Source organism: Amycolatopsis sp. lyj-84, from assembly GCF_046549075.1.
Taxonomy (GTDB): domain Bacteria; phylum Actinomycetota; class Actinomycetes; order Mycobacteriales; family Pseudonocardiaceae; genus Amycolatopsis.
The window spans coordinates 579,717-605,385 of record NZ_JAJPWO010000004.1 but is presented as its reverse complement, the minus strand read 5'-3'; the positions used below and the strand labels follow the sequence as shown (position 1 = coordinate 605,385).

The 25,669-nt window shown below is 67.6% G+C and carries 25 protein-coding genes; 7 read left to right on the top strand and 18 right to left on the bottom strand.

Annotation, left to right across the window (positions count from 1 at the left end; translation table 11 throughout):
* From ACLJRM_RS16915 to ACLJRM_RS16905, 3 genes are all read right to left on the bottom strand, one after another.
* Positions 1-257: hypothetical protein (locus tag ACLJRM_RS16915; protein ID WP_410663540.1), on the bottom strand; the 257-nt coding region annotated here is incomplete at its 3' end.
* A 193-nt stretch (positions 258-450) separates the two neighbouring features.
* On the bottom strand, positions 451-1,773 hold the full coding sequence (locus tag ACLJRM_RS16910) for an NAD(P)/FAD-dependent oxidoreductase (protein WP_410663539.1): 1,323 nt from the start codon (positions 1,771-1,773) through the stop codon (positions 451-453).
* Between the two features lie 5 nt (positions 1,774-1,778).
* Positions 1,779-2,591 carry a glycosyltransferase gene (locus tag ACLJRM_RS16905; RefSeq protein WP_410663538.1) on the bottom strand — a complete coding sequence of 271 codons (813 nt, stop codon included), beginning with the start codon at positions 2,589-2,591 and terminating at the stop codon, positions 1,779-1,781.
* 348 nt (positions 2,592-2,939) lie between these two features.
* On the opposite strand from ACLJRM_RS16905, the gene ACLJRM_RS16900 reads away from it, so the two are divergent.
* Positions 2,940-4,355, top strand: a complete 1,416-nt coding sequence (locus tag ACLJRM_RS16900) for an exopolysaccharide biosynthesis polyprenyl glycosylphosphotransferase (protein WP_410663537.1) — start codon at positions 2,940-2,942, stop codon at positions 4,353-4,355.
* The gene (locus tag ACLJRM_RS16895) at positions 4,337-5,659 is read left to right on the top strand and encodes a putative glycoside hydrolase family 15 protein (protein WP_410663536.1); all 1,323 of its coding nucleotides are present in this window, start codon (positions 4,337-4,339) and stop codon (positions 5,657-5,659) included. The genes ACLJRM_RS16900 and ACLJRM_RS16895 overlap by 19 nt, the downstream gene beginning before the upstream one ends.
* Here the strand turns inward: ACLJRM_RS16895 and ACLJRM_RS16890 are convergent.
* Genes ACLJRM_RS16890 through ACLJRM_RS16850 form a run of 9 tightly spaced genes read right to left on the bottom strand, consistent with a single transcriptional unit; the run spans position 5,597 to position 15,461 of the window.
* A complete protein-coding gene (locus ACLJRM_RS16890) occupies positions 5,597-6,742 on the bottom strand; it encodes a glycosyltransferase family 4 protein (RefSeq protein ID WP_410663535.1) in 1,146 nt (381 codons plus the stop codon). The genes ACLJRM_RS16895 and ACLJRM_RS16890 overlap by 63 nt on opposite strands.
* Positions 6,739-7,848, bottom strand: a complete 1,110-nt coding sequence (locus ACLJRM_RS16885) for a glycosyltransferase (RefSeq protein WP_410663534.1) — start codon at positions 7,846-7,848, stop codon at positions 6,739-6,741. The genes ACLJRM_RS16890 and ACLJRM_RS16885 overlap by 4 nt, the downstream gene beginning before the upstream one ends.
* Positions 7,845-9,281, bottom strand: coding sequence for an oligosaccharide flippase family protein (locus tag ACLJRM_RS16880; protein WP_410663533.1), 1,437 nt, complete (start codon positions 9,279-9,281; stop codon positions 7,845-7,847). The genes ACLJRM_RS16885 and ACLJRM_RS16880 overlap by 4 nt, the downstream gene beginning before the upstream one ends.
* Positions 9,278-10,546 (bottom strand): glycosyltransferase 87 family protein, encoded by a 1,269-nt coding sequence (locus ACLJRM_RS16875; protein ID WP_410663532.1) that lies wholly within the window; start codon positions 10,544-10,546, stop codon positions 9,278-9,280. Before ACLJRM_RS16875 ends, ACLJRM_RS16880 begins: the two co-directional genes overlap by 4 nt.
* Entirely contained in the window at positions 10,543-11,418 is an 876-nt protein-coding gene (locus ACLJRM_RS16870; protein ID WP_410663531.1) for a hypothetical protein, read from the bottom strand. The genes ACLJRM_RS16875 and ACLJRM_RS16870 overlap by 4 nt, the downstream gene beginning before the upstream one ends.
* A complete protein-coding gene (locus ACLJRM_RS16865; RefSeq protein WP_410663530.1) occupies positions 11,415-12,485 on the bottom strand; it encodes a glycosyltransferase in 1,071 nt (356 codons plus the stop codon). The genes ACLJRM_RS16870 and ACLJRM_RS16865 overlap by 4 nt, the downstream gene beginning before the upstream one ends.
* A gap of 5 nt (positions 12,486-12,490) precedes the next feature.
* Positions 12,491-13,660: an O-antigen ligase family protein gene (locus ACLJRM_RS16860; protein WP_410663529.1), complete on the bottom strand. Its 1,170-nt coding sequence runs from the start codon at positions 13,658-13,660 to the stop codon at positions 12,491-12,493.
* Positions 13,657-14,625, bottom strand: a complete 969-nt coding sequence (locus tag ACLJRM_RS16855) for a polysaccharide deacetylase family protein (RefSeq protein WP_410663528.1) — start codon at positions 14,623-14,625, stop codon at positions 13,657-13,659. Before ACLJRM_RS16855 ends, ACLJRM_RS16860 begins: the two co-directional genes overlap by 4 nt.
* Positions 14,622-15,461 (bottom strand): hypothetical protein, encoded by an 840-nt coding sequence (locus ACLJRM_RS16850; RefSeq protein ID WP_410663527.1) that lies wholly within the window; start codon positions 15,459-15,461, stop codon positions 14,622-14,624. The genes ACLJRM_RS16855 and ACLJRM_RS16850 overlap by 4 nt, the downstream gene beginning before the upstream one ends.
* Positions 15,462-15,903: 442 nt before the next feature.
* On the opposite strand from ACLJRM_RS16850, the gene ACLJRM_RS16845 reads away from it, so the two are divergent.
* Positions 15,904-16,263, top strand: a complete 360-nt coding sequence (locus ACLJRM_RS16845; protein WP_410599650.1) for a hypothetical protein — start codon at positions 15,904-15,906, stop codon at positions 16,261-16,263.
* A gap of 111 nt (positions 16,264-16,374) precedes the next feature.
* Positions 16,375-16,728, top strand: a complete 354-nt coding sequence (locus ACLJRM_RS16840) for a hypothetical protein (protein WP_410663526.1) — start codon at positions 16,375-16,377, stop codon at positions 16,726-16,728.
* Positions 16,729-17,000: 272 nt separating this feature from the next.
* Here the strand turns inward: ACLJRM_RS16840 and ACLJRM_RS16835 are convergent, their stop codons facing one another.
* Positions 17,001-17,777, bottom strand: coding sequence for a hypothetical protein (locus tag ACLJRM_RS16835; RefSeq protein WP_410663525.1), 777 nt, complete (start codon positions 17,775-17,777; stop codon positions 17,001-17,003).
* Between the two features lie 1,007 nt (positions 17,778-18,784).
* Here ACLJRM_RS16835 and ACLJRM_RS16830 point away from each other — a divergent pair.
* Positions 18,785-19,255 (top strand): hypothetical protein, encoded by a 471-nt coding sequence (locus tag ACLJRM_RS16830; RefSeq protein WP_410663524.1) that lies wholly within the window; start codon positions 18,785-18,787, stop codon positions 19,253-19,255.
* Positions 19,256-19,343: 88 nt separating this feature from the next.
* Here the strand turns inward: ACLJRM_RS16830 and ACLJRM_RS16825 are convergent, their stop codons facing one another.
* The 4 genes from ACLJRM_RS16825 to ACLJRM_RS16810 all read right to left on the bottom strand — a co-directional run bounded on the left by ACLJRM_RS16825 (position 19,344) and on the right by ACLJRM_RS16810 (position 21,999).
* Positions 19,344-20,285: a glycoside hydrolase family 43 protein gene (locus ACLJRM_RS16825; protein ID WP_410663523.1), complete on the bottom strand. Its 942-nt coding sequence runs from the start codon at positions 20,283-20,285 to the stop codon at positions 19,344-19,346.
* A gap of 77 nt (positions 20,286-20,362) precedes the next feature.
* Positions 20,363-20,713, bottom strand: coding sequence for a hypothetical protein (locus ACLJRM_RS16820; protein WP_410663522.1), 351 nt, complete (start codon positions 20,711-20,713; stop codon positions 20,363-20,365).
* Between the two features lie 290 nt (positions 20,714-21,003).
* Positions 21,004-21,357: a hypothetical protein gene (locus tag ACLJRM_RS16815; protein WP_410663521.1), complete on the bottom strand. Its 354-nt coding sequence runs from the start codon at positions 21,355-21,357 to the stop codon at positions 21,004-21,006.
* 300 nt (positions 21,358-21,657) lie between these two features.
* On the bottom strand, positions 21,658-21,999 hold the full coding sequence (locus ACLJRM_RS16810; protein WP_410663520.1) for a hypothetical protein: 342 nt from the start codon (positions 21,997-21,999) through the stop codon (positions 21,658-21,660).
* A 285-nt stretch (positions 22,000-22,284) separates the two neighbouring features.
* On the opposite strand from ACLJRM_RS16810, the gene ACLJRM_RS16805 reads away from it, so the two are divergent.
* Positions 22,285-22,638 carry a WGxxGxxG family protein gene (locus ACLJRM_RS16805; protein ID WP_410663519.1) on the top strand — a complete coding sequence of 118 codons (354 nt, stop codon included), beginning with the start codon at positions 22,285-22,287 and terminating at the stop codon, positions 22,636-22,638.
* 539 nt (positions 22,639-23,177) lie between these two features.
* On the opposite strand, the gene ACLJRM_RS16800 is transcribed toward ACLJRM_RS16805, so the two are convergent.
* Positions 23,178-24,098, bottom strand: coding sequence for a hypothetical protein (locus ACLJRM_RS16800; RefSeq protein ID WP_410663518.1), 921 nt, complete (start codon positions 24,096-24,098; stop codon positions 23,178-23,180).
* Between the two features lie 232 nt (positions 24,099-24,330).
* Here ACLJRM_RS16800 and ACLJRM_RS16795 point away from each other — a divergent pair, with 232 nt between their 5' ends.
* A complete protein-coding gene (locus ACLJRM_RS16795) occupies positions 24,331-25,329 on the top strand; it encodes a polysaccharide deacetylase family protein (protein WP_410663517.1) in 999 nt (332 codons plus the stop codon).
* Positions 25,330-25,669 lie beyond the last annotated feature (340 nt).

Below are 25,669 nucleotides of genomic sequence, written 5' to 3'. Positions count from 1 at the left end.
TTGGGCAGATACCCCGCCCGCACCGCACCCCAAAAACGCACCCGCACCGAACGCGGCAACACGAACCCGCCAGCCACCACAAACTCCCAGCTCACGAAGGATGTTGCAACGACCGCATGAATCCGCCCCACTTTCGGGACATCAGACGTCCCGAAAGTGGCTTTCGCGACACGCCCGGAAAGGCTGGTGTGGCCTTCACGCTGGCCGGGATCGGCGGCGGGTTGGCCGTGAGTGGCGTTCGGGTTCTCTTGAGGCAAGGTCAAACGTCTCGTGTTCGGGCGGGAGGGGCGTTCACGCGTGATCGGGCGGCGATCTCTCGTGATCAGAGACGGATCACGAGAGATCCGTCCCCGATCACGCGAGTCACGCCTTCGCTCACTTTGGGTTCAGCCACAACACCACCTTTGCCTTACCCCTCAAGAACACGAATCGCCACTCACGACCACGGGGTCACGGCACCCGTGCTCCGACCTCGCGCCGTCCGAGGTCGTCGAGGAGCCGGTCGGTCACGTCATTCACGAGCTTGACGCTCGAGTTCCAACTCGTCACGTCCGGGTAGACGTGCGCGGTGGTGGCCAGCCGCAGGCTCGTTCCGTCCACAGTGGTGGGTGGTCGCCGCGTGAGATAACCCAGTGGGTAGACCGGTTCGACGAACGGCGCCTTGAACACCCGCACCTCCTCGACATCGTCCGTCGTGAGTTCGGGGAAGAGGTCGATGAGCTGGGCCGTCCACTGTGCGGCGATCCCGGCCGTATCACGGGCGAAGAGCCGCGAAGCGCGATCGGTGTAGCGCATGACATAGACGAGATGGGAGCCCCCGTAGGCTTCTGGGCCGGCGAGTGCGGACATCTCGACCACGCCGTCGAACCCGGTGCCCGAGCGCAGCACGGGGGTCCAGTAGTGCCCCGTCAGCGGGCGGCGGAGGAAGAACGCGGCGGTGACCACCCCCTGATAGGCGAGTTCGGCCCGGGGAAGGCGGGCGGCGAGTTCCTCGTCGGCGAGTCCGCGCAGTACTGGCAGGGGCACCGTCGAAATCACCCGGTCGACGGTGAGTACTTCACCGTCGTTCAGGGTCAGGGAACTGCCGTCGGCGTTGCTGTGCAACCGATGGACCGGCACAGAAGTGCGGACGGTTCCGCCGGCGCCCTCGATGGCCGCGCGCAACGCGTCGATGATCGCCTTGTAGCCGCCGTCGGGGTACCCCCGCGTCGCGACGTTCCGTTCGCGCCCCAGCCGTTGCCACAGATACAGGGCGGGAACATCTCCGAATGAGGAGCCGAACTTCGAACCGAACATCGGAGCGAAGAGCTCCTCCCACACGCGACGGCCGTAGAGCCCGCGCAACCAGTCCTCGGTGCGGAGTGTGTCGAGGTCTCGTCCACGCCCCGATCGTCGCAACAACAGCGACACGACACCGAAACGCACCCTCTCGTGGAAGCGGAGCGGTGTGAACCGCAGCAGGTCGAGTGCCGAGTTGAACCGGTGCCGTTTGCCGTCGACGACCATGCCCATGGTCGTTTTGCGCCATCGGACCGAGTTTTTCAGTCCGAGCTCTTCCAGCAGCTGAAGGAGGTCGTCGTCGGTCGGCATGACGCAGTGGTAGAACCGCTCCACCCACTGGTCCTGATGCGCGAAGAAGCTTCCGAGGCCGCCGAGCTGGTCACTGGCTTCCAACAGCGTCACTCGGACACCGTGGCGGGCGAGCCGGTGGGCGGCGGCCAGGCCGCAGATGCCGCCGCCGATCACCGCGACGTGTGAGGAAGAGGTCGTCACCAGGTTCACAGCTTCCGGAAGGGCGCCGGGCTGAGCCGATCGCGGGCGAGCAATTTCACGTACTGCAGGATCGTCCGACGGAGCTTCAGCTTGCTCGGCCCCTGTTTGCGGTCGTAGCGCAACGCCAGCGGGATCTCCGTGATCACCGGGCTGCAGTGGCGGAGTTTGAGCAGCAGTTCCACCATGCAGGCGAAACCCTGTTCTTCGATGAGCCGCTCTCCCCAGTGGTCGGAAGCCCTCTTCAGAAGTGTGGCACGGTAAGCGCGGTAGCCACTGGTGAAGTCGCGGACTCCCTCGACGGCGAGCGCGCGCTGGAAGAGCTGCCCCGCCCCGCGGGAGAGCAGCCGCCTGCCGATCGGAGCGGTCCGATCGTCGCCGCCTGGGACGAAACGCGAGCAGATGGCGACGTCCGAACCGGTCGCGATCTCCGCCTGCAGCAAGCTGATCAGCCCGGGATCGTGAGTGTCGTCGGCGTCCATGACCACGACGATGTCGTCGGGACCCGATTCTCCCAGCGCCGCGCGAAGCCCGGATAGCACGGCGCGACCCAATCCGAGGTTGACCTTGTGCCGCACGACGCGTACCTCGAGCCCGCCGAAACCGGACTCCGCCACCGCCGCGGAACGGTCGGTCGAACCGTCGTCGACGACCCAGACGGTGAGCTGTTCGGTGAGCGCCACGTCGGCGAGTCGCCGGAGCAGGTCGGGCAGTGCTGCTTCTTCGTTGAACGCGGGCAGGACCACATGCGCGCGTCCGCCTGTTCTCGCGTTCGGTTCTGGTTCCGCTCTGGTGGCCAGAGCGGTCTTCTCCACTGCCACGGTTCCCCTTCGGTAACTCGATATGGTCTGCGGCCGTAAACCTCAATTCGGCCGACAGCTCATATTCGGCTATGTTGAGCCCTTTCTTTAGGGCCTCCCAAGGTCCCCCGAAAGGAGGGTCAAACGTGCGACTACGTGGCGTTCACCTGCGTAGCTCAACGGGGTTCACCGAGTTCCCCGATCGTGCCTTTGCCTTGCAACAGAAGGTAAGCGCTCGTCGACGGAACCGTACCGACCCCGAATGGATGAGCTTTGCCGGAGGCGGGGAATGACCATAGCGGAAGAAGTCAGAAGATGTGGGACGTGCGACACGCGGACTTTCCGCGTATTCCGGAAAGGGTGGCGGCGGTGACCGAATTGAGAACGCCGGCCCCGGCCGGTGTGCTGCCGGGTCAGCGACGGCGCAAGTCTGTCCCGAAACGGAAGCGGCCGTTGCTGACGAGGGTCAACGCCGTGGCGTTTCTGCTGCTGGCAGTCGATTTCGGTGCTTGGCTGGCGGCGACCGTGCTGACCGGAGCAGACCTGCTCGAAGCGATCGTCGCCGGTGCGGCACTGGGGATCGCTCGGGTCGCCGGGAGAGTTCATCGGCGTCGCCTGTGGCTTTCCTGGTTGCAGGACCTGCCGCGATCGGTGGCCACGACCGGGATCGCGTTCACCTTGGTGGCCTGCTTGGCGCTGGTGGCCGAACCGCGGGCGCACGGGATGTCCGCGGCGCAGGAAGTCGTGGTGATGTTCGCCCTGTTCAGTGAATGCGCCCGGCCGTGGGTTTTCGCGCTCGGCCGGTGGGGACGACGGCGGCTCCGGAGGTGTGACCGCGCCATCGTCGTGGGAGCGGGGGAGAGCGGGGGCGAACTGATCCGGACCATGTTGCGGCATCCCGAATTCGGGCTGCTGCCGGTCGGCTTCGTTCCCTCCGACTCGGACCCGCGGAACGAGCACCTCCCGGTGGAGGTGATCCACGAGGGCCTGGCCGAAGCCATCACCCGCCATCGCGCGGGGACGGTCGTGTTCGCCCACTCGAGTGAGAGTGACAGCGCGGTCGTCGACGCGGCGGTCACGGCGCAGAGATTCGGTTGCGTCGCGCTGGTGCTGCCTCGTTTGCCTGCGCTCTACCCGGACAGGTCAGGGACCGACCGGCTACGCAGTCATCCGTTGGTGTGGCTGGCCGGCGCGCCGACCCGTCGGCCCAGTTGGCGAATCAAGCGGGTGCTCGAGGCCGCCTTGGCGGCCGCCGCGCTCGGGGTCCTGGCGCCGGTCATCGCGGTATGCGCGCTGGCTGTCGTGCTGGAGAGCGGGTTCCCGGTGATCTTCCGCCAGGTGCGGGTCGGGGTGGACGGCCGGACCTTCCTGCTCTACAAGATCCGCAGCGTGCGACAGGACACTGTGGACGACTCGCAGACACGCTGGTCGGTGGCGGGGGATCGCCGGGTCGGCCCGGTCGGACGATTTCTTCGAAAGTCCTCTTTGGACGAAATACCGCAGTTGTGGAACGTCGTACGCGGGGACATGGCGCTCGTCGGCCCGCGCCCGGAGCGACCGGTGTTCGTCGAAGAGTTCTCCGCCGTCCATGATCTGTACTGGGCCAGGCACAGGGTTCCCACCGGCTTGACCGGTCTCGCGCAGGTGCACGGCCTCCGCGGGGACACCTCGATCGCGGACCGGGCACGCTACGACAACTACTACATCGCGAACTGGTCGCTCTGGCTGGACCTGAAGATCATCATCCTCACGGTGGGAGAACTGTGGTGCCGAAAGCAACGCTGAGGCGCGATCATCCGACGGCGACCAGGCTTTTCGCCGGATGCGCCGCGCTCGTACTGGCGGCGGGGTGCGTGGCCGGATGCACATCGAGTTCGGCCGACGAGGTGTCGGCGCCGCCGCCGAAACCCTTGGCGCCGTGTGCCTGGTGGTACGGGATCGGACAGCCTCCGACGGCAGGCGACCTCGAGTTGGCCGCGCGGCGCTATGACGTGGTGGTGCTCAACGCCGACCAGGCACCGGCGATGCGGAAACTACGCGAACTCAACCCACGGATCAAAATACTGGTGTACAAGGACTTGTCCAGCACCCGCAACTACGCGGGCGCGGTGAACGGTGGCGAGGACGCGGAGTTCCTGCCCAGCGGGATCGGCTACGTCGCGGCGCAGCGCGCGCACCCCGAGTGGTTCGCGACCGATACCCGCGGCGGACGCATCGAGTGGCAGGGATACCCGAAACACTGGCAGATGACGGTGTGGGACGCGGCCTACCAGCAGGCCTGGAAGACCGCCGTGGTGGCGGAGGTGACCCGGGAGGGCTGGGACGGAATCCTCGCCGACAACGACTTCAACTCGTTGAGCCACTACTCGTCGGCGATCCTCACCGGCACCGCGACCGCGGCCGAGACCGATCGGAAGCTGCGTGACGGCCTCGAGGCATTCTTGTCGCTGGTGGGTGATGCGCTCCAGAAAGCGGGCAAACTGTTCGTACCGAACGTGTCCGAAACCCATCTGCTACCGGGGAGGTGGACGGCGCACTCGCGGTTCGGCGGTGCCATGGAGGAGAACTTCGGCTTCCGCGAGAACGGGGGGAGCGGCGGCCTGCTCACTTTCCGTGGCAACGAGTTCCAGGAGCTACGAGCCCAGGCCGCGCTCGGTGAGTCCCTGTTGCTGCTGGTCACCCGGACGAGGTCGGCTCAGCAGGACAGGGCGGGATACGCCAGCGCGGCGCTGCTGGCGGGTCCCAGGACGTGCTGGACCCCGGCGACCACGGACGACTACCGCGATCCCGAATGGTCGAAACTGCAGGGCAGCGGTCTCGGAGAAGCGGTGGACGCCGCGGGCCGCCAGCCGAACGGGGTCTGGACCCGGACGTTCACCAGTGGCTGGGTCGCCGTGAATCCGACGTCGGCGACACAGATCGTGACGCCTCCCGACGGTCTTGTGCCTGCGGGTAGTCCGCCCACCCGGACCACGACTCCCGCACCGATCACGTCATCCGCGTCGTCGGCGCCACCGTCATCTCCGCTACCCCCTGCCACCATCGAGTTGGCGGCGGCCGACGCGGTGGTGATGGTCAAACCGAAGTAGCGACTCGTAGAGTTCGAGATGACGCCGCGCACAGACCTCCGGTGCGAACCGTTGCCGGGCTCGCGCGGCGAGCAGGACGCCGGTCCGGGCCGGAGCCGGATCGGCGAACAGCGCGCGCAAACGTGCGGCCAGTGCGCGAACATCGCCCGGCGGCACCACATGGCCTGGTCCCAGCATGTCCGCGACACCGCCGGTATCGGTGGCGATGACGGGCTTTCCAGCCGCCATCGCTTCCGCCACGACGAGGGGCTGCTGTTCCATGGTGGACGGCAGTACCAAGGCATCCGCGTTCGCCAGCAGGGCGGGAACGTCCGGCCGGAAGCCCAAGAACTTCACGCGCCCGCGCAAGGGAGGTTCCTGCGCGGCCTGTTCGGCTTCGGCCCGTTGCGGGCCGTCACCCACGACGGTCAGCCTGGCATCGCGGGGAAAGACACCGAGCGACGCGAGTGCGATAAGCAGGTCGAGGATTCCTTTGCGTTCCACCAGAAGTCCGACGAAGATCAGGTGACGGACCGGTCCTGCCGGCGGGCTCGGCTCCGGCAGTCCGACGCAGTTGTCGATCCGCGTGAGGCGTCCCGCGGGTATCCGAAGCCGTCGGTGCAGGAACCGGCCCATCGCTTCGGCGGGCACGATGGTGTGATCCAGGACCCGCGCGACCGCGGCGTCCCCGGTCAAGACCGCTCGCGTGTAGGCGGACGGCCCGTCGGCGCTCGGTGCGTCACGGAACCACGGTTCGGTCACGTCGTCCGGGACGCCGTGGTAGGTCTGCACGAGCGCAGGCCGGGTGCCGAGCCCGGCGCGCAGGCCGGCGATCACGAGTCCCGCTCGCCGGTCCTGGGCATGGACGACGTCCGGCCGCCACGCCCGGATCGCCGCCCGGGCACGACCGGCCGCGGACAGGTTCTGTTTGCCCGCCACGAGAAGGGGCTCGTGATGACTCTCGAGCAACTCGGCTCCCCGGGCGGGGACAGGACCGAAGACACGGACATCGACACCCTCGCGGAGCAGGGTCGAGGAGAGGCGCACGGTGACGTCCACCGGACCGCCCCGGTCCTGAGTCAGCAGATAGGCGATGCGTTTCACCGGATTCGCTCCGTGGAGGTGAGTTTGTCGACGAGGACGGCGAGCTGGTCGGTCATCCGGGTCCGGTCGAAGGACAGTTCCGCGCGGCGGCGTCCCCGTTCCCCTTCGCGCCGGGTCAGTTCGGGGTCGGCGAGCCGGGCCGCCACCGCGTCGGCGAGCAGGCCGATATCACCTGGTGGCAGTACGGCTCCCGAGTCGGCGACGCTCTGACGTATCCCGCCGACGTCGAACGCGACCACCGACCGGGCGCACGCCATGGCCTCCAGCGGCACGAGCGCCATGCCTTCGGCCCGCGACGGGAGCACCACGACGTCCGCGGCCGTGTAGAACGCCGCGGAGTCGTCGGCATGGCCTGACCACCGCACCGAAGAATGCGTCGCGACGGGGTGACGTTCCCGCCACACGGCGCCCATCGGTCCGTCACCGGCGAGGACGAGCTTCGCGTTCGGAATGCGCCGCAGGACATCCGGCCAAGCGGACAAGAGCTGGTCCTGTCCTTTGAGCTCGGCCAGCCTGCCGAGGCAGACGGCGATCGGTGCCTCTTCGGGCAAGCCGAGCCGTCGCCGCGCGGCCGCACGGTCCGCCGGCGAGAACTTCGCCGTGTCGACGCCGTTGCAGACGACCTCCGCGTCGGCGGTGATGCCCGCCTCCTGACCGGCGGCGAGTTCGTCGTCACTCACGCAGACGACGAGATCGGTCCACCGGGAGGCGACCCGTTCCCATGCGGCCGACGCCCGGCGCAGTGGTCCGCGCGCGGTTTCGAAGGACCACAGGTGCGGCTGGAACACTGTCGGACGGCTACCGCGCAAGGCCACGCGCCCGGCCAGGCCCGCCTTCGAGCTGTGCAGGTGCACGACGTCCGGCCGCAGCTCCGCCAAGAGCCGGTGCAGGCGCACCGTTTCCGCGATCGCACCGGGGCCGGGGGAGCGGGTCGCCCGCCAGCCGCGCACGTCGATGCCGAGACCACGGGCGCTCGTGGCCAGCCAGCCGGAAGGCGGGCACACCACGGTCACCGACCAGCCCCGATCCCGCTGCGCCACCGCGAGGTCCAGGACGACGACGGCCACTCCAGCCGTCGTCGGCTGGGAAACGTGCACGATCTTCACCGCGGCCCGCCTCGCCGCAGCGCGGACAGTTCGCCGCGCTGGAGCACGAGCGTCGCCCCGGCGTATCCGGCGAGAAGGACAACGCCTTCGCCGAGAGCGCCCGGAACCGAATCCGCGGGCCCGAACAATCCCGAGTTGGCCAGGAGAACGGCGGGCACCATGCCCACCGCGCACGCGCCGACAACCCGGGCCGAGATCCCGGCCAATTCGCGCGCCGGTGGCGCGACGCGGAGTCCCGCCAGTACACGCCAAGCGATCGGCACCATCAGCCAGGCGACACCGAACTGGACAGCGGCGACGGCCGTGATCCCGAGCTGGGTCATCAGTACCAACCCCGCCGCGAGCAGCAGGAGATGAGCGCATTCCAGCGCCAGGTACCGCCGTGCGTGTCCGGTCGCTTTCACCGCCTGGTACCAGATCTGCAGCAGGCCGATCCCCAGGCCGTATCCCGCCAGCAGGGTCAGCGGGCCCGCCGCGTCTGCCCAGCGCGAGCCCAGCAGGACGACGCGATCGGCGAGGACGGCCAGTAAGAGGTATAGGCCGCCGGTGATCACGAGCACGGCGCGGGTGAATCGGGTGACGGCCTCCGTCAGCGAACTGCGTTCGCGACGCAACCGCGTGAACACCGGGAAGGCCACGGCGCCCAGCACGACCGCCACCATGATGTACGGGATCCAGGCGAGCCGGTAGGCCAGCGAGTAGACGCCGACCGCGTCCGGACCGAGCACGTGCCCGACCGTCAAATAGTCGAGGTTGACCAGCAGCGCTCCCACCAGGGCGGCCGGTCCCACGACCGCGGCCCAGCGCAGCGCTTCGCTCGCCGCGGCGGTGTCCCACTGAGGCCGCACTCCGCCGCCTGCCAGCGCACCGAACAGCGGTTGAGCGACGGCCGTGCACACGAGACCGATCACCAGCGAGGGAGGTCCGGCACTGCCGGTGGCGAGCACGACCGTCACTACGGCACCGAGGATCGCGCTGCCGCCGTCGGGCAGCAGGCGGCGGCGGAAGTCCAGCTTCCGGTGCATCAGTCCCATCTGCACCCCGCCCGCGGCCGAGAACGGCAGGCCGAGCGCGGCCAGCCGGACCAGCCCGGCGGCGTCCGGGGCACCGAGCAACGCGGTGATCGGCCCCGCCGCGGCGGCGAGGACGACGGCCAGGACCAGCCCGGCGCCCACGCTCATCGTCAGTACCGTGCCCGCCATCCGGCGCGGGTCCCGTTCGGTGCGTCCGATCACGTCGTAGACACCGACCGACTGCACCACCTGACCGAGGTTGACCAGTGACACCGCGAGTGCGACGACGCCGAGCTGTCCCTCGGTCAGCAGCGCCGCCAGCACCAGGGTGACCAGCATCTGGCTGCTCTTGCTGACCAGGTTGACGGCGCCGAGCCACAACGAACCCCGGACCACCCGGGTACCGAGGTCGCCGGTCATCCGTCGCTCCCGGCCGCGACCGGCAGGGCGGTGGGCGCCCTGGTCAGCCGGACGGCGGTGGCGACGAGCAGGCACCACGCGGCGACGACGGCGACCCCGTCGACCGTGACGGCCGCCCGCGTGCCGAGCACCGAAACCACTGTCGAGTCCACTATGTACAGATGCGCGAACGGCACCGCCAGCGCGAGTACCGCGAACCCGGCCGCGCCCCACCCCGGCTCGGACCGGTTTCGCCACCACAGCGCGGCCACCGCCGCCAGCGCGGGCACGGTGATCAGCACGTCACCGGGCTGATGCACCACGCAGACCACCACGGCGAGACAGGTGAGCAGGTCCGCGACGGGCGTCGATCCCGCACGGTCCAGCCGCCGCACGAGCAGGACACTCGCGGCGAGCACACCGGCCAGGACTGTCAGCTCGATGCCGGACGGAACCCAGCCGGTGAACCGGAACAGTACGGCCGCGACGTCGATCCGTTGCGCTGTCGGGGAATCGACAGCGCCGTAGTCGGTGCCAGTGGCATGGGCGAGATTCGCGACGACGACGTCGAGGAACGCCCCGATCCCGCCGCCACGGATCACCAGCAGCACCACGACCGGCAGGCTCGCGGCCGCCGCCACGGCGGCCCCGGCCAGCGCCACCCGCCGTGAACCCCTGGCGTACAACAGGATCGCCAGCGGAAAGCCGTACTGAGGTTTCAGCCACGCGAGAGCGAGGGCCAACGCCGCCCAGCCCGGCCGGTCCCGCCGGACGAGCAGCGCCCCCGCCGCGCCGACCGCGATCAGCGGATTGACCTGGCCGACGTAGAGCTGGGCCTTGCCGACCTGGCTCGCCAGCAGCAATGCCGCGACCACCGCGGTGGTGACCACGACCGGGACGGAAAGCAGCCGCCGGACCGCGTGCGCGGCCATCACCGCGAGCGCGAGCAGCAGCAGCGCGCCGAACACCGTGAAGGCCACCGCGCCCGCCCGGTAGCCGGGCAGCGCGAACGGCAGCTGCATCAGCAGGTGGTACGGCTGGTAGAGATTGAAGTCCTGCCGCACCGGCCAGTGGGCGAACATCGCGGCCGGGTCGTAGGGGTTGCCGCCCGCGAGGAACTCCCGGATCGGGAAGTACAGCGCGTCACGGAAGTCCTGCAGCCGTTCCTCGGCCAGGTTCGCCGCATTCGGCAACGGGACCTGCCAGGAGGGCGCGAGGGCGTGCCAGGCACTGACCAAGCCGACGACGGCCGCGACGAACACGACAACGCGGTGTCTCGTGCTCACGCCAGCACCACCGCCATGAGGACGGCACCGGACGGTAGCAGGCCGGCGACCGTGGTCAGCTCGTCGTACCGCCGTCCGGTCACCGCCACTACGGCGTCGCCGGTTCCGTTGCCGTCGGCCGAGAGCGAGGCAGCCAGCTTCGAGGCCGCCTCGCTGAATTCCGGAGCGACAGGCACTACGCGCAGCGATGAAGCGGCCGCGAGCCCGAGCACGGCCAACCGATCGGTGGTTTCCGGGTCATCGCCCCGCAGCACCGCCACCGGGCGGTGGATTCCCGCCGCGGCCAGCGATCGGCGCACTGAACCCACCTCGCCGCGTAGCCTCCCCGGCGACAGCCGTCGGATCGCCGCCACCGCGAGCCCTGCGGCTACCGCGGCGACCAAGGACAGCCCGGCCACCAAGGGCACGTCCGGCGCGATCACGACCACGTCGGGCCGGGAGTCCAGCGGCCTCAGCCGCCCCACCGGAGCCAGCAGGTTCGCGTCGATCATGGCCTTGCCCAGTGCCGACGCGGTCGCTTCGGCTTGCCCCGCCGACGGCGCCCGCACGGACAGGCGAGCCAGACCGGACGCCGGAACCAGCTCCACCGACACCTGCCGTCCGAGTTCTTCCGGTGAGAAGCCGGAAACAGGCGCCGCCGCCCGCAGAACCGAGGGGCTGCGGGCGAGTTCGACCAACGCGGGCAAAGCAAGGGAGACGACCTCGCCGTACTGTGCGGTCGCGCCGTCTCCTTGGCCGGAGGGTTCGGCCAGCAAGCTCACCCGGCCCTGATACTGCTCTCCCCGGGTCAGGCCCACGGTCAGGACGAGGACGCCGATCGCGAGCGCCGCCGCACAGCTGATGACGGCGGTCCGCGCCGCCGGGTTCTTCACCGGCCACCTTCGATCGTGGTCCGGAGCAGTTCGTCGTAGGCCTTCATCACGGTGTGCGCGTCGTACTCCCGTTGGACGGTGCGCAGCCCCTCGGCGGCGACGTGCTCCCGGGCGGCCCGATCGTCCAGCAGCAGGCCCAGCGCTTTCGCGGCGGCCGCCGGGTCACCGGGCGGCACCACCAGGCCGGCTCCGCCGGAGAGCACGTCACGGACGCCGCCGACATCGGTCGCGACGACCGGGCGCCCGGCCGCCATCGCCTCGAGCACGGCCAGCGGAAGCCCTTCCCAATCACTGGTCAGCACCATCACGTCAGCCGCCGCGAGCAGGTCGGGCACGTCTTTACGGATGCCGAGGAACCGGACGCGTCCGCCGAGGGGCTCACTGCGCACCTCGAGTTCCTCGCGAAGGCTCCCGTCGCCTGCCAGCCACAACACCGGCTCGCCTTCGAGCCGGGACCAGGCGTCCAGGAGCACGTCGTGGCGCTTCTGCGGCTCCAGCCGGGCGAGGCAGAGCGCGACCGGTGTGTCGTCCGCGACCCCGAGCGCGGCGCGGACTCTCGCACGGCCGAACACCGGCCGCTGGGCGAACACGGCGTTGCGGATCACGGTCAGGTTGCTCAAACCCGCTTCGGCCAGCTGGTCGGCGGTGGCGGAGGAGACCGCGACGACGTGGTCCGACGTGCGCCGCACGATCCGAGCGGCCGCGCGGAGGTCGTGGTCGGCGACGCCGTGGAAGACGGTCACCAACGGCGGCCGTCGTCCGGGTACCAGCGCGAGCCGGGAGACCAGGCTCGCACCGACGTTGTGGGACAGCACGGCGTCCGGACGGAAGTCGGCGATCGCCCGGCGCACCGCCCACGCGGACCGCAGCGCGCCCGTCCTGCTGCGGAGGGCGAGCGGTACGGGAAAGGTCCGCACGCCGTCGTCGGCCAGCGTGTCGGCGCGGAATCCACCATTACTGGCGACAGCGGACGTCCAGCCGTACTCCTCACCGCGAGCCACCATCCCCGCCACGAGGGTTTCGGCGCCGCCGGCACCCATCTCACTGATCACGTGCAGGACACGCATCGGGACTATTCCTCTCCACGATCTTGTCGGCGAGCTCGGATTTCGGCCGCCACGGCGAGCGCGGCCAACGACCACAACGGCAGGTAGTACTGCTCGGACAGGAACGTCGAGGCGACCAGCACGGCCAGCAACGACGCCTGGATCGCGACGGCTTCGATCCGGCCGGGACTCGAAAGGGCCAACAGCCGGATCGTTCGTTCGCTCGCCACCCCGGCGAAGCCGATCACCGACGCGAACAGCGCGAAACCCGGCAGGCCCAGTTCCGCGGCCACCTCGAGATACATGTTGTGCGCCACGGGTGTCTGCTCGTCGATCTCCGCGTTGTGCGACTCGGCGGCGTAGGCCTCGCGGAAGCCGCCGGGCCCCACGCCCAAGGCCGGTTGTTCCGCGACCATCCGGGCCGCGGCCTGCCAGCGCAGTTCCCGGGTGTCCACATTGGATGCCGCGATGAAACTCTTTTCCTGTACCGCGCGCTCGATCTGCGGCCCGGCGAAATGGACGGCCCCGAGTCCCAGCAGCGCGACCGCCGAGGCGGTGACGGCGAGGGCGCGCCACGGCAGTACCCGGCGCAAGGCCAGCCAGCCGACCGCCGCGGTCAGCCCCAGGGCGCCGCCACGGGAAAACGTCGCCATCGCGCCCGCGGCCAGCACGGTACCGCCGAGCGCCGCGATGACCCGCTGATACAACGCCCTACCCGACAAGGAAAGGACGGGAATCGCGGCGACGAGAAAGTAGGCAAGGTCGTTCGGATCCGACTGCGGGCCGCTCGCCCGGGCCTCCCCGTCGACGATCAAGCTGTACAGCGCGCCGAGCCCGGCCACAGTGGCTCCCGTGGCCATGGCCAGCAGCAGCCCCCGGATCGGGACCTCGCGGCTGGCCACGTCCGCGAGAACCGCGGTGACGATGAGGAAGGGCAGCCAGCGCAGCGTGTATTCGGCGGTGAACTCGCCGGGCGAATGGATCGCGGCCGTCGTCGCCACGGTCACGGCGAGAAGTGCCAGCACCGCGTGCAAGGGAGTCGGCCGGGGGAGTCGTCGTTCCCGGAGACGGACGACGAGCCAAGCGACGATCAGCAGTGCGGGAGCGACTTTGCCCAGGTGGGCGTTCACCGCTGTCAGGTAACCCTCGACCGGCGCCAGCCCCACCGTGGCGTACGCGAGAACCCGTAGTGTCATCTTCGGGGCTCCAGCCGCGTCACCGCGCGCTCCCGGCGCAACTCCGTCCGGCGGACGTACTCGCCGGTGCCGACGACGTCGAAGTGCTCGCGCAAGGTCTTCAGCACCCAGCTCAGCCAAGCGACTTTCCGGCTCCCCTGAATGGCCATGCCCGGGAAGAACTCCATACCGGGGGCTTCGGCGCCACCGAGGACGTCGGTCGGGTGCAGGAGCAGGGAAGGCGCGACGCCACGGACGAGACACAGTCGAAGCGCCGTCTTGAAGTACGCGCGCGCCAGACGAGGGGAGATTCCGTGCAGCTGGAGGAGATAGGAACCGTGGATGGGGGTGCGCAGCAAGGGCATCGTGGTCACCGGCAGTTCCACCAGGGTGCTGCCCGCGGTCGTCCGCCAGTGGTAGGCGTGAACCGGTGCCAGCACCCGGGAAAAGCCGCCGAACAGCTCGCCACGCCCGTCGTCGACCGACGGGGGCGCGGTGCGGTTGTGGTAGGCCCTGGCCACTGGGCCGATCCAGGTCGGCAGAGTGCTGGCATCGTAGGCGTAGCCCCGATCCTCCAGGACCTCGATGAGCTCGCGCGTGACACTGAAACCGGGACCGCGAAAGCCGACGGGAGGCGGCGCACCCGCCGTGACGATCGCGTCTTCGGTCCGCCGCAACTCTTCTTCGAGACGGTCACGCGAATACCGGTGCAGCCAGGGCTCGTGGCCGAACGAGTGGTTGCCGACTTCGTGGCCCGCGGCGGCGATCTCGTTGACAGCCTTGGCACCGTCTTCACGCACGACGTCGGCGCCGACCGCGAACACCGTCGTCGTCAGCCGCTGATCACCGAGAACCTCCAGCAGCCGAGGCACGGCCGAGGGAAGGAAACTGGGGTACCGGCGCCAGCCGGGGTCGCCATGTGTCTTGAGATAGGCCCACAGGTTGTCGAGATCGATCGACACGCTCGCCGACGGTCGCGCGGTCATGCCGCGGTCTCCAACGCGTCGATCGGGGTCGTGGCCCGTGATCGCGAACCGAGCACCAGTACACCGATCACCACCGCGATGAGTCCGAGGGCGACCCAGGTCTCGGTTCCCTCGGCGACTCGGTCGCCGAGCACCGTGATGCCGGTGACGGAGGACAACACGATCGTCGTGGCGTCGGCCGTGGCCACGACCGCGGTCGCCAGGCCGCGTTGCAGGGCGACCGCCATCGAGGCCTGCCCGAGTACGGCGGCGGTGAGCATCAACCAGGTCAGCGGGTTTCCCGGCAGTGCCGCCAGATCCAGATGCGCCAAGGTGCGGCTCGTGATCGCCACGACGGCGAACGCCATACCGGAGAGAATCGCGGGGAGAGGGAACGTGGTGGTGCGGCTCACCTGAGTCATGGCGACGCCTATCCCGAGCAAGACGCCCGTCAGGATCAGAGCCGTGGCAAGCGAGAGATCCGCGGCGACCGACGGTTCCGAAGAACCGGCGAGGACGACGAGGCCGGCCGCCATCAGTACCAGCATCACCGTTTCGGTGGTCCGCAATCGCCACCGCAGCACCAGGATTCCGAATACGGTGGCCAGGCCGATCGCCGAGGACGACGCGGTCTGGACCAGGTACAGCGGCAACGACTCGCGAGCGAAGAAAGCGAGTGCGAAACCACCCACCTGGCCGCCGAACCCCAACAGGTACAGGGGATCGGAGGCGAGACGGGCGAGGAGCCCCAGTCCCGCGCCCGGCCGGTGTCCGGCCCGCCGGGCGGCGACGCTCTGGGCGACGATTCCCATCGCGTACAACGTGGCGGAAGCGACGAGTATCCCGTAATCGACCACGAACGGCTCCTATACCCACGACGCGGACCGGCCTGAAAGACGGCCTCGTCACGCTGGTTTTCGGAAAGCGTAGAGGCGGAGCGGAAACATCACTTTCGAAGGACGGATCGACGTTTTCGTCACGCAGGGAAAGAATTCCCGGAGGCGACGAGGGCGCAAAAGTGTGTCACGACGGTATTTGATCTTCGGTCAAGTACTGCGCGTGACCGAAGAGCGTCGAATATTGTGGTTGCAGTCGATTCTAGGGTCGGAAAACGCGAGACGGCAAACGCGGACAATACCCTTTCGGACTACAAGAACCTCGGTCAGCAGCCGTGCAGCACCACCCGATGATGCGAACGACGGCGAACAGTCGCTTTCGCCTCTGTACGTTTGCCCCCGCGGCACGGAGGCGTACTTTCCCCGGCGCCTCGCCGACACCATTCCGATTCGAGAGGTAATCATGCTGAAGAAGATCGGCTTCGTCACCGCCGCGATGGCGGCCGGAGCGTTCCTGACCGGCGGGATCGCGTCCGCCGGAACCCCGGACGAAGAGGGCCACGGCCACCCCACGCACGATGTGAGCGAGCAGGTCGGCCTGGCCAACCTGAACAACATCGACGTACTGCACAACGTCAACGCCGTGGTCGGTGCGTGTGACAACAACGTGAACGTGCTCGGCGTCCAGGTGCCGGTCCGTGACGCGCTCAACGGCATCGGCGTGCCGGTCCTGTCGCCGGGCTCGCACGAAGCCAGCGGCGAGTCCCCGTACAACTGCGCCGCGGGCAGCGTGCTGGACGGCGGGTCGGCCCAGCACAACTGAGTCCAGGTGCCCGTTGGGTGCACGGGAACCGACGATTCTTGTGTGAAGTGCCCGGTACGGGGCGAGCGATCCCTCTGTACCGGGCACTTCGCCTTTTCTTGAGGGCATAAGGTGGGAGAATCCCGAGAACAGCAGCGTGCCCGTGAACTCGCTGCTCTGCGAGCCGCGCACCGGCCCGTTCCGCGAGCGACGCCGAAACTCGAGCGTGTCATCGAGATCAAGTTGCGTCGCGACGCGAACAACACTTGCGCCCGTCTCTTGTGGAGTGCCGAATGGAGTCTTCGGGGGGCCAACCTGGGTATCGAGCGCAGCGACGAGGACATCGCGGACCTCGTCGAGGATGTCCTCAAGGACGCTCGGCTCTTGGCCGAACACTATGCCGTGCGACTCGAATGGTCCCTCGCCGGCGAAATCATCGAAGGCGGGATCGTGTCGGGCACCACTTTGCCGGACTTCGTTTCCTGACCACTGACCAAAACCGGTCAACCGCCTGACCGAGTGGTTTCCTGTAGTGGTGAGCGGGTAAATCCCCAGTGACCCCGGCTGGTGTTCCCGGGTCGGCGGTGAGTCGTTGCCCGACGTTCGCGCGGCCCACCAGACGTGGCCGGTTTCCCCGCTGTGCGCGCACGGGGAAGCCGGCCACTTCCACGTTTGTTCATCTTTCTCATAGTGAAGGCCCCCTTCCTTGGGCCTAGCAAGGAAGGAGGCCTTCGCGTGTTTCTAGTGAATTACGCCGCTCATCGACGGTCGAACGTGTGGTGGTCGTCGTTCCAGTCGTCCACGTCGGCGACCGAGCTCACCTCGTGGGTGACGGCACCGTCCTCGTCGGCCGAGATGTTCCACTTGTGGTAGCTGGTGTACTCGGGCTTGGCGACAGCCTTGACACCTTCGGATTCGGCTCCGTCAGGACCCGCCGAGAGATCACTGGCTTCGTACACCGCGTGCTTGTCGCCGGCGTGGCTGGCGACATGCGACGACGTCGCACCGTCCTCGTCCGCCGTCTTGGTGGACTCGGCGTAGGCCACGTGACCGTGGTGAGCCTCCCGGACAGGGTGCGTGTCCCGGACTGGGTGGACCTCGCGGACGGGGCGGGCTTCCCGGACCGGGAGGGTCTTCGCGGGACGAGTGGACGAGACTTCGTCGCCGTCGGTATGGGTGACCGGGCGCTTCCCGTGGAAGTGGTTCGGGCGGCCGGGTTTGTCGTCGACGGCCCAGTCGTTGTCGTTCCAGTCGTCGTCCGTGTCGAAGTCGGACTCCTCGTTGTGCCACACGACGGCCCCCATGGGGCCCGCCAGAACCGCGCTTTCCTGCGTCCACCGATTTCCGTGGTGGTCGTAACCGGAATCACTGTGGATCGTCCCGGCGCCACCGATACCGGCGTAGGTCGCCGACGTCTCGGAGGTACCGGCCGTCCAGGGGCCATCGCCCAGGTCGGCCGATGCGATGCCGGCGGAGGCGAGGGACAGCGGGATGGCTGCCGCCGCCGCGAGCGCCAAGCGGCGCAATTCAGTCATGATTGTTGTGATCCTTTCCGGGTTGGTAATACCTAACACGAAATTGAGTCACGAGAATCGACTCCGGGCGAGAAGTCCGCCCGCTCAAGGACATTACCCGGATCTAACATGGGCAAAAGTACGGACGAGCCATCACACCCGTTCGGTACCTTCGGCATGTGGGTCTTCCAGGGTGATCTGACCCGACAGCGGTACCGCTGTGCTTCCGGCTGTTGTCCTTGTGCGGCAACAATGTCCACCGGCCTGCGCGGCGTCGTCCCTCGGGCGCGTGCCTTAGTGGGGGGAAGGGTAAAGGTCGCGCGCCGTCGGGTTGGTCGTGAGTGGCGATTCGTGTTCTAACCCGAAGCGCCACTCACGACCCAGCCGCAAAGCGAACGTGTGCCTGTCTTCTCACTGGCAGGCGAGAGTGTGAGCACTGGGGTTCGATGGCTCAAGGCTCTGTCGAACCGGGCTCGAGTGGGTCGGCACTGCCGGCGAAAGAGCGTCCCGGCGCTGCCCGCGCCGGGACGCTCACCCCGCTGAATTCCGTCCGGCCGACGCTTTCGTGTCAGGTCCCAGCACCGGGAGGTCGGACTTTTCAGCTGCCTTCGACCTTAGTCGGCTGGTTTCCGCATTTGAAGTGGGAAGCGATAACGGCATTCTTACGAGTGTCTTTCCGGCGAGAGAGAAATCGAATGATTACCCTGTGTGTTGTTGTTCAAACGCCACTGATGGGGTGAAGGTGAAGTGGAACATGTGCATGCGCCTTGTATTGAGGTGCAAGCAAAAGTCAGTCAGGTTGAGGAAATTGCGCCCTCGATCGGGTGTCCTGAATACGCTGGGTGTTCAGCCGTGCCTGCAAGAGTCGAAGGGCTTCACGCGAACTTCCCGTTTGTTTCGCCGGATCTGCTTCTGGTGTGCACGCTGTGAAATTGCTGTCTTGGGTAAGGGAATGATGTCCGGTCGCGTTATTCGGGTGGAGAGTTCACCATGAATCAATCGACAGCAGGAACCCAGAGGAGTGCGACATGAGAAGTCAACTGACGCGGGCGTTGGTCATTCTCGTCACCGCGGCATCCGTGACGCTGGCGGGTGCGGGCGTCGCCACGGCGGGCGGGCCCGGTGGTAACGGGTCGTCCAGTACCACCAGTGTGGCCGCGGAGGTGCAGACCCTGCGTGACGCGTTGGTCTCGCGTGCGGACAGCGGCGACGTGCCGGGGACGCAGGCCGCCCTCGGCCGGCTCGCTCCTGTGCTCACCGAGCTGGCGCAGGGCGAGCGGTACATGATCCAGGCAGAGGCGAAGGACAGCGCGGCCACGGCCCGGCAGGAGAACGCCACGGCGAAACAGGACGTCGACGAGCTGGCGACGGACGTGGAATCCCGGGCGGGACTGCCGCCGGTGTCGGCGTTGCTCAACGCGCTGCTGCAACGACTCCTGATCAGCTTGTCGTCACTGGTGAACGACCTCCTTGGTGGGCTGACCGTCCCGGTCGCCTAGCGCGACCGGACCCCGGACGGGGTGCCCCGGCGAAAGGCCCGGTGCGGCACTTACTCCGCACCGGGCCTTCGTTGTGGCGGGGGATCGGTCACCCCAGCTGAGGAACGTCGTTCGGGAAACCGAGGGGAAGTTCGTACAGGCCGCGCGCCGTGCGACCACCACCGAGCCAGCCGTGGAAGAAGATGTGCCCGTCCACCACGTCGGCGCCGCCTGGCCCGTCCACCTTGCCGCCGAGAAGGTCGGTCGAAAGAAACTGGGCGTCGGCCTTCACGAACGGCCCGTTCAATGTGGGCGCGGAGGCATAACCCGTGTGATAGCCGGAACTCTGAAAGGTGTCGGCCGAATAGAAGAGCAGATAGCGACTGGGGGTCTTCACCACCGACGGAGCTTCGACGACCGCCTTCTCGGAAGTGAGGTCGGCGCGCAGGAGCTCGATTCGCGGACCGGTCGGTGTCCGGCCGTCGGGAAGCATCTTCTGTGACCAGATCGCCGCGGGCGGGCCCGTGGCCGCGCCGTCGCTCTTGTAGAGCAGGTATCGCGTCCCGTCGGTGTCCACAAAGGTCTGTGGATCGATGTCGCCGCCGTCGCCCGGCACGCAGACGAGGGGCGCGTCGCCGACAGGGGTATACGGGCCTTCGACTTTGGCCGAGGAGGCGGTGCCGATGCACATTTCCCCGCCGGGAGCGACCGCCGCGGAGAAGTAGAGCAGAAACGTGCCGTCCGGCAGCTGGGTCACGTCGGGAGCCCAGAATCCGCCGTCGGGTTTGGCCCACTTCGGTACGGACGCGAGAGCATCACCGATCACACGCCAAGGACCCTCGGGTGCCGGAGCACCGGCAAGGGGCACCTTCACCGCGCCGGTACTCGTGGAAAACGCGAAGTAGCCGGTGCCGGTCTTGACGACATCGGGATCGGGGAAGTCCTGTTCGAGAAGGAGCCGAGGTGCGCTGGCGGCGGATGCCGCAGGGCAGGTCGCGAGTGTCAGAAGGCCGACGGCGACGACAGCCAGCAGGCGAATCTTGTTTCTCATGAACGACTCTCTCGGATGACGCGCAAAAGCCGCCGCACGGAGGGGGCGTCCGTGCGGCGGCTGTTTCGCGGGATCGGTCAGTTTTCCTGGACGGTCCCGCCGTCGACGATGCCGCCACCGGCGCAGTTGTCCGGGGTGGCACCTTCGGCTTCGGTCTCGCCCGGGGACAGGACCGGGACGGCGATGCCTTCGGCGACGTCACGGACCGGGACCTGGACCCCGAGCACGTTGACGTTGTTGTCGCAGACACCGACGACGGCGTTGAGGTTGTGCACCGCGTCGAGGTTCTGCACGTTCGCCACACCGAGCTGACCGTTGTGGTCCACCGGGTGGTCCGCGATGGTGGCACCGGCCGCCGAGGCAGACCCGCCGGCGATCGCCATTCCGGCGGCCAGAGCGGTAGCGACGAACCCAAGCTGCTTGATCACAGAAAAACTCCTAGCGAGGAAAGACTACAGGACGGCGTGCCGTCGGTGCGCCGTCCCGGGAACGGTGGTCATGGTGCTTTTCACGCCGGGTGGGGCCGGTCAACTCCTGGGCAGGATGAACCGGCCCCACCCGTGCCGACGTCGCGCCCGCATCGCGGCGGCGCCGGAACACGCAGCGGAGTGTGCATCTCTTCTTCGTGTTCCGGGCCTTACGACTGTGACGCGAATCGCCGGACCCCATGCCTAAGCCGGTTTCCGCACACCACCGCGGAGGGCTTCGGCAGGGAGAATCAGTTGTGCTGGACGGTGCCGCCGTCGGTCACGGCACCCGCGGCGCAGTTGTACGGGGACTCGCCGCTGGCCTCGTGCGCACCCGGCGACAGGATCGGCACACCGATGCCGTTGAGCGAGTTCCGGATCGGGACCTGGACCCCGAGCACGTTCACATCGTTGCCGCAGGCGCCGACCACGGCGTTGACGTTGTGCAGCGCGTCGAGGTTGTTGACGTTGACCAAGCCCACCTGGCCGCTGTGGTCGTATCCACCGTTGTGGTCCCAGTCCGGGGTGTCGGCGGACGCGATGCCGCCGCTCAGGATCGCTCCGGCGGCCATGGTGGCCGCGACAAAACCGATTTTCTTCAGCATGGATTCTCCTTGAATCGACGATTGCGTCGTGCGGGACGGCAGTAAAGGTGTGTTCCCGTCCAGTGTGGGGAAACGTACTGACCATCGGCTGTCTTTTCCAACCCGGTCCACCATCGTGTGGGCACGGCGGTCCGCTGACCGCGTGAAAGGTGGTCCAATCGGGTTACAGGCATTCTGCTGTTCGCAGCTTGACGAAATAGTTCTGAGCAGGATGTTTCCCGGAAAGAAAGAACGGGTACGGTAAGCAGCTCTGCTTCGCCGTGATACGAGCGAAGCAGGGCTGCTTGTGTTCATATTTGTTCAGACGGGCCAGGCCTCCGCTTCCGCGGTGAGCGCCGTCGCGACGTCGATCTCCCTTGAGCGCACACGCCAGGCGAGCGAACCTGGCTGGGGCTGCATGAGCAACCACCCGGCAACGTCATTGTCTGAGTAGCAAGGGTTTTCGTCGTCGCCGGTGCCCAGCGAAGTGAAGTACTGGCGAGCGGGCCAGGTCTCGGCAGTCCAAGCGCGCGCCCAGCGCACGACAATGCGAGCGAGGTCGTTGTTGCTGTCCGCCGGGTGTATGAGACGGTCGCCTGCCATGCAGATCAGACGTGGTGTAAAAGCGGCGCCCAAAGGCGCGATCACATGACGATCGTTCAAGTCTCCCCCGATCCACGGATGTGGACCATGTTCATCATTGACAGATTTGTTAACCGTGCGAACAAGGAAGGACGGCCGGTGGGGGACTCGAAGACACGGTCCGTACTTCCACGGCTCCTGTTTGAACCGATCGCCATACTAGTGAAAAGAAAACCCGGCCGAGAACCGGGGTCATGCGGCCGAAATATCGACACGTTCCCGTGAAGGCGGGTGTGAACTCGCTCGCCGCGGGTATGACCTGACTGATCGATCGTTCATCTACCGAATTTCGAAGGATGGATCGAAATGAAAAAGGCACTACGGAAATCGACCTGTGCGGGTATGGCGGCCGCCGCCGTCCTGCTGGCCGGAGCGGGCCCTGCGGCCGCGGCCGGCGAACCGGCTCCGATGGCACCGGTATCGCAGCAGGCGGACAGTGATGGAAATGGGAGCCCGCGCGACGAGCGGTCCGATGCCGACGGGGGCGACAACGGACTATGGGGCCTGTTCGGTTTGGTGGGCCTGCTCGGCCTCGCCGGCCTTGTCCGGCGAGGCCCGAAAGCCGGCGCGATGGCCGGATATCCGGCCTCGGGTGCCGATGCTCCGCCCGTGAACACTTATCCGCCCGCTGAGCCGCGACGCCATCCTCCGGGCACCTGACCATGCTCTCCGCGGGAGCGGAACCGCCCAGTTCTTGTCTCCTTCGGCGGACGTCCGGCGCTCCGCGTCGGGCGTCCGTGTACCCGATGGGATTTTGCACTTTTACGGTGCGTCAATGCCATTGGGCCGTGTTTTCGACCGTAGTCGATAATAGCGACATGTGGCCGAGATGAGAAGGGTCCCGGGGTGGATCCCTTCCTAAGAGTGTATTTCTGGATGAGCGAAAGATTTTATTGTTGCCCGCTGAATCGTGAATGTAAAGGACACGAAGGGGTGGAATCGGTGAAGATCGCAATGCTGGAGTGTGCTGTTTGTTGCGAGAACGAAGGATGGGGCACACGTAAGAGTGAGTGGAGCGAGTGAAGTCATGACGGAGGGTGGTTGTCAGCAGAGCTGTGCCTTGAGGAAATCGGCTGGTTGAAGGGGAGGCCGCCGGATCACCTGATGTGAAGTGGTGTTTTACGAATAAGGAAGAATGTGCCAGGTGCGACGACGGAAAACGTCGGCGGTGTCGCATCGTCGCAGGCTTGCTCCTCGGTTTATTCGTAGAGGACGTAAGCCGGCGTGGGTGCCAATGCGAGAACCTCCGCCGGGGTCATCAAGGCCGCGCCCCGGCGAGTGTCCTCGTCGAAGAAGAGTTTGAAACCGGCTCGCACGTGGCCGGGCTTGCTCGGCATGAGCGTTTTCCACGTGGCTTTCTTGGCGGCGGCGGAACCGATCCCGTCCACGACCTTCACCACCGAGACGCCAGGATGCGGTTTCAGCAGTTCCTCGTCACGCACCACCGACGAAGCCACCTGGTGGTAGATCATGACCTTGGCGGGCAACCGGTGAAGCTGCGCCAGTTCGCCGAGGTAGTGGGCGACGCCGTCGAGTTCGGCGCCGGTGGTGCGTCCGAACTTCTTTCCAGGGACGACACCCGGTTCGACAGCCCACTCGGGATCGAGCGCGACCCCGACGTCGGGCTCCTTCAACCAGTGCTCGTAGGCCTGCACCTCAGGCAGAAAGTCCGCGCGACCGGGCTGAATATCGAGTAGCAGCAGGCCGTTCATCGCGCGTGCGGCGTCGAGGTACGCCCGCACGGTTTCGTCGCCGCATCGGCTGCGGTACATGCCGTCGGCTCCGGGTGAGCGGTGCACGGTGGTCGCGATCAACTCCACGACCGGTGTGATCGACCGCTCCTGCGGAAAGGTGCCGATTTGTTTCCGCAGCTCGCGACTCGCGGCAGCGAGGTCTCCGGTCATCCGGCCGAGTGCCTTCGCGCCCGGCGCTCCACAGAAGCCGACCAGCAGGTTCGTCGCGAGCGGGTCGGCGGGCGGCTGGGCGACCGCCGGTGCCACGGCCGGGACGGACGCCATCGGCGCCGCGGCCGCGCTGCCTCGCCGGGGCGCGCCACAGGCGCTCGCCGCGAGTCCGGCCAACCCGACGGTGAGGACGAAACGGCGGCTGTGGTCGGTCATCCGGTCTCCTTCAGTTGTGCTCATGTTTTCGTTGCCAGTCCAGGAAAATACCCGTGTTGATCTTCCCGCAAACCCGGTCTCCGACGATCACCACATCGTGCCGGGCCCGATTCCGGGCCGGATGCCCCGAGCTGCGGATACTTCGGTTTTCGCGCGAGGGCAGGAAAGTTCGCGCTCACCCGACTCGGTGCATCGGTGTGCCCGCGCCCGGTTCCGGCAGCACACTTTCAGAATGTCTTTTCTTTTCCGGTTCGGCGCAGGGGCTGCCGTCGTCCTGGTGGCGGCATGCGGGGCCCCGGGTCCGGCGACTTCCCCGTCGCCGGAGCTGGGAATCGTTTCTGCGGTCGCACCCACCCGCGTCACACCGGCGTACGCGCGGCAGGTGGCCGCCGACGAACTCGGCCGGGTACCGATCCTGATGTACCACCGGCTCGTCGAGAGGCCGCGATCGGTCTACGACCGTACTCCCGCCGATTTCGCGGCGGAGCTGGAACGGCTGGCCGCCGAGGACTACGTCCCGGTCACGACGGCCGACCTGGTGAGCCGGCGGCTCGATCTGCCCGCGGGCGCGCATCCGGTCGTACTGACCTTCGACGACGGCGACCCGAGCGTCTTCGCGCTCACCCCGGAGGGACAGCCGGCGCCGGGCACCGCCGTACGGATCTTGCTGGACGTCGCGGCCGCGCACCCCCGATTCCGGCCGGTCGCCAGTCTGTATGTCAACGAGCGCCCGTTCGGCGGTGACGAACGTGCCTTGCGCTGGTTGTCCGACCATCACTTCGAGATCGGTAACCACACCGCGCGGCACACGAACCTGCGCCGCGCGGACGAAGCCGCGGCATCGGAGGCGATCGCCGAGGGAGACGGCCTGATCAGACGGGCGCTGCCCGGTTACGAACCCAGCACACTCGCACTGCCGTACGGCGCGCAGCCTCGGCGAGAAGAGCTGGCGCTGCAAGGACCGGGCTATACCTATCGCGGAGCGTTGCTCGTCGGGGCCGGTCCCGCGCCGTCTCCGTGTTCCCGCGCGTTCGAACCCGCGGCGATCCCCCGGATCCGGTCACAGTCGACCGGGCCAGAGTCGGAATACGGCTCGGCCCACTGGCTCGACCAGCTCGGTTCGCCCGCCGGGCATCGGTATACCTCGGACGGCGATCCTAAGACGGTGTCGTACCCGCGATCCGACGTCGTTCCCGCCGCGGCTTGCGAGAGTTTGAGCCTTGCCTACTGAGAGCCCGTATGTACGACGCGACGGAAGCCTCGTCGACTGGCTGCCACAGCCTCGCGCTCCTTTGACCAAGCCGCCGGTGCACGCGAGCACCAAACCGGCTCCGCCTCCCAAACATCGGGTGCCCACGCGTGGGCATGGGACGATCGCGAGTCCGCCGGAGGAGCCGGCGCCTCGCCGGCGGCGGAAGGCTTCGGAGGCGGACCGGACGTGGTGGCCGTTGACCGTCATCTTTCTCGCCCTGGTGCTTTCGCTGGCGCTTTTCGTGGCACCTTTCGCTCTTGAGACTCCAGTCGCCCCAGGCCCGCCGGAGCCGAAACCTTCGCCGCGACCGGCAAGTGGC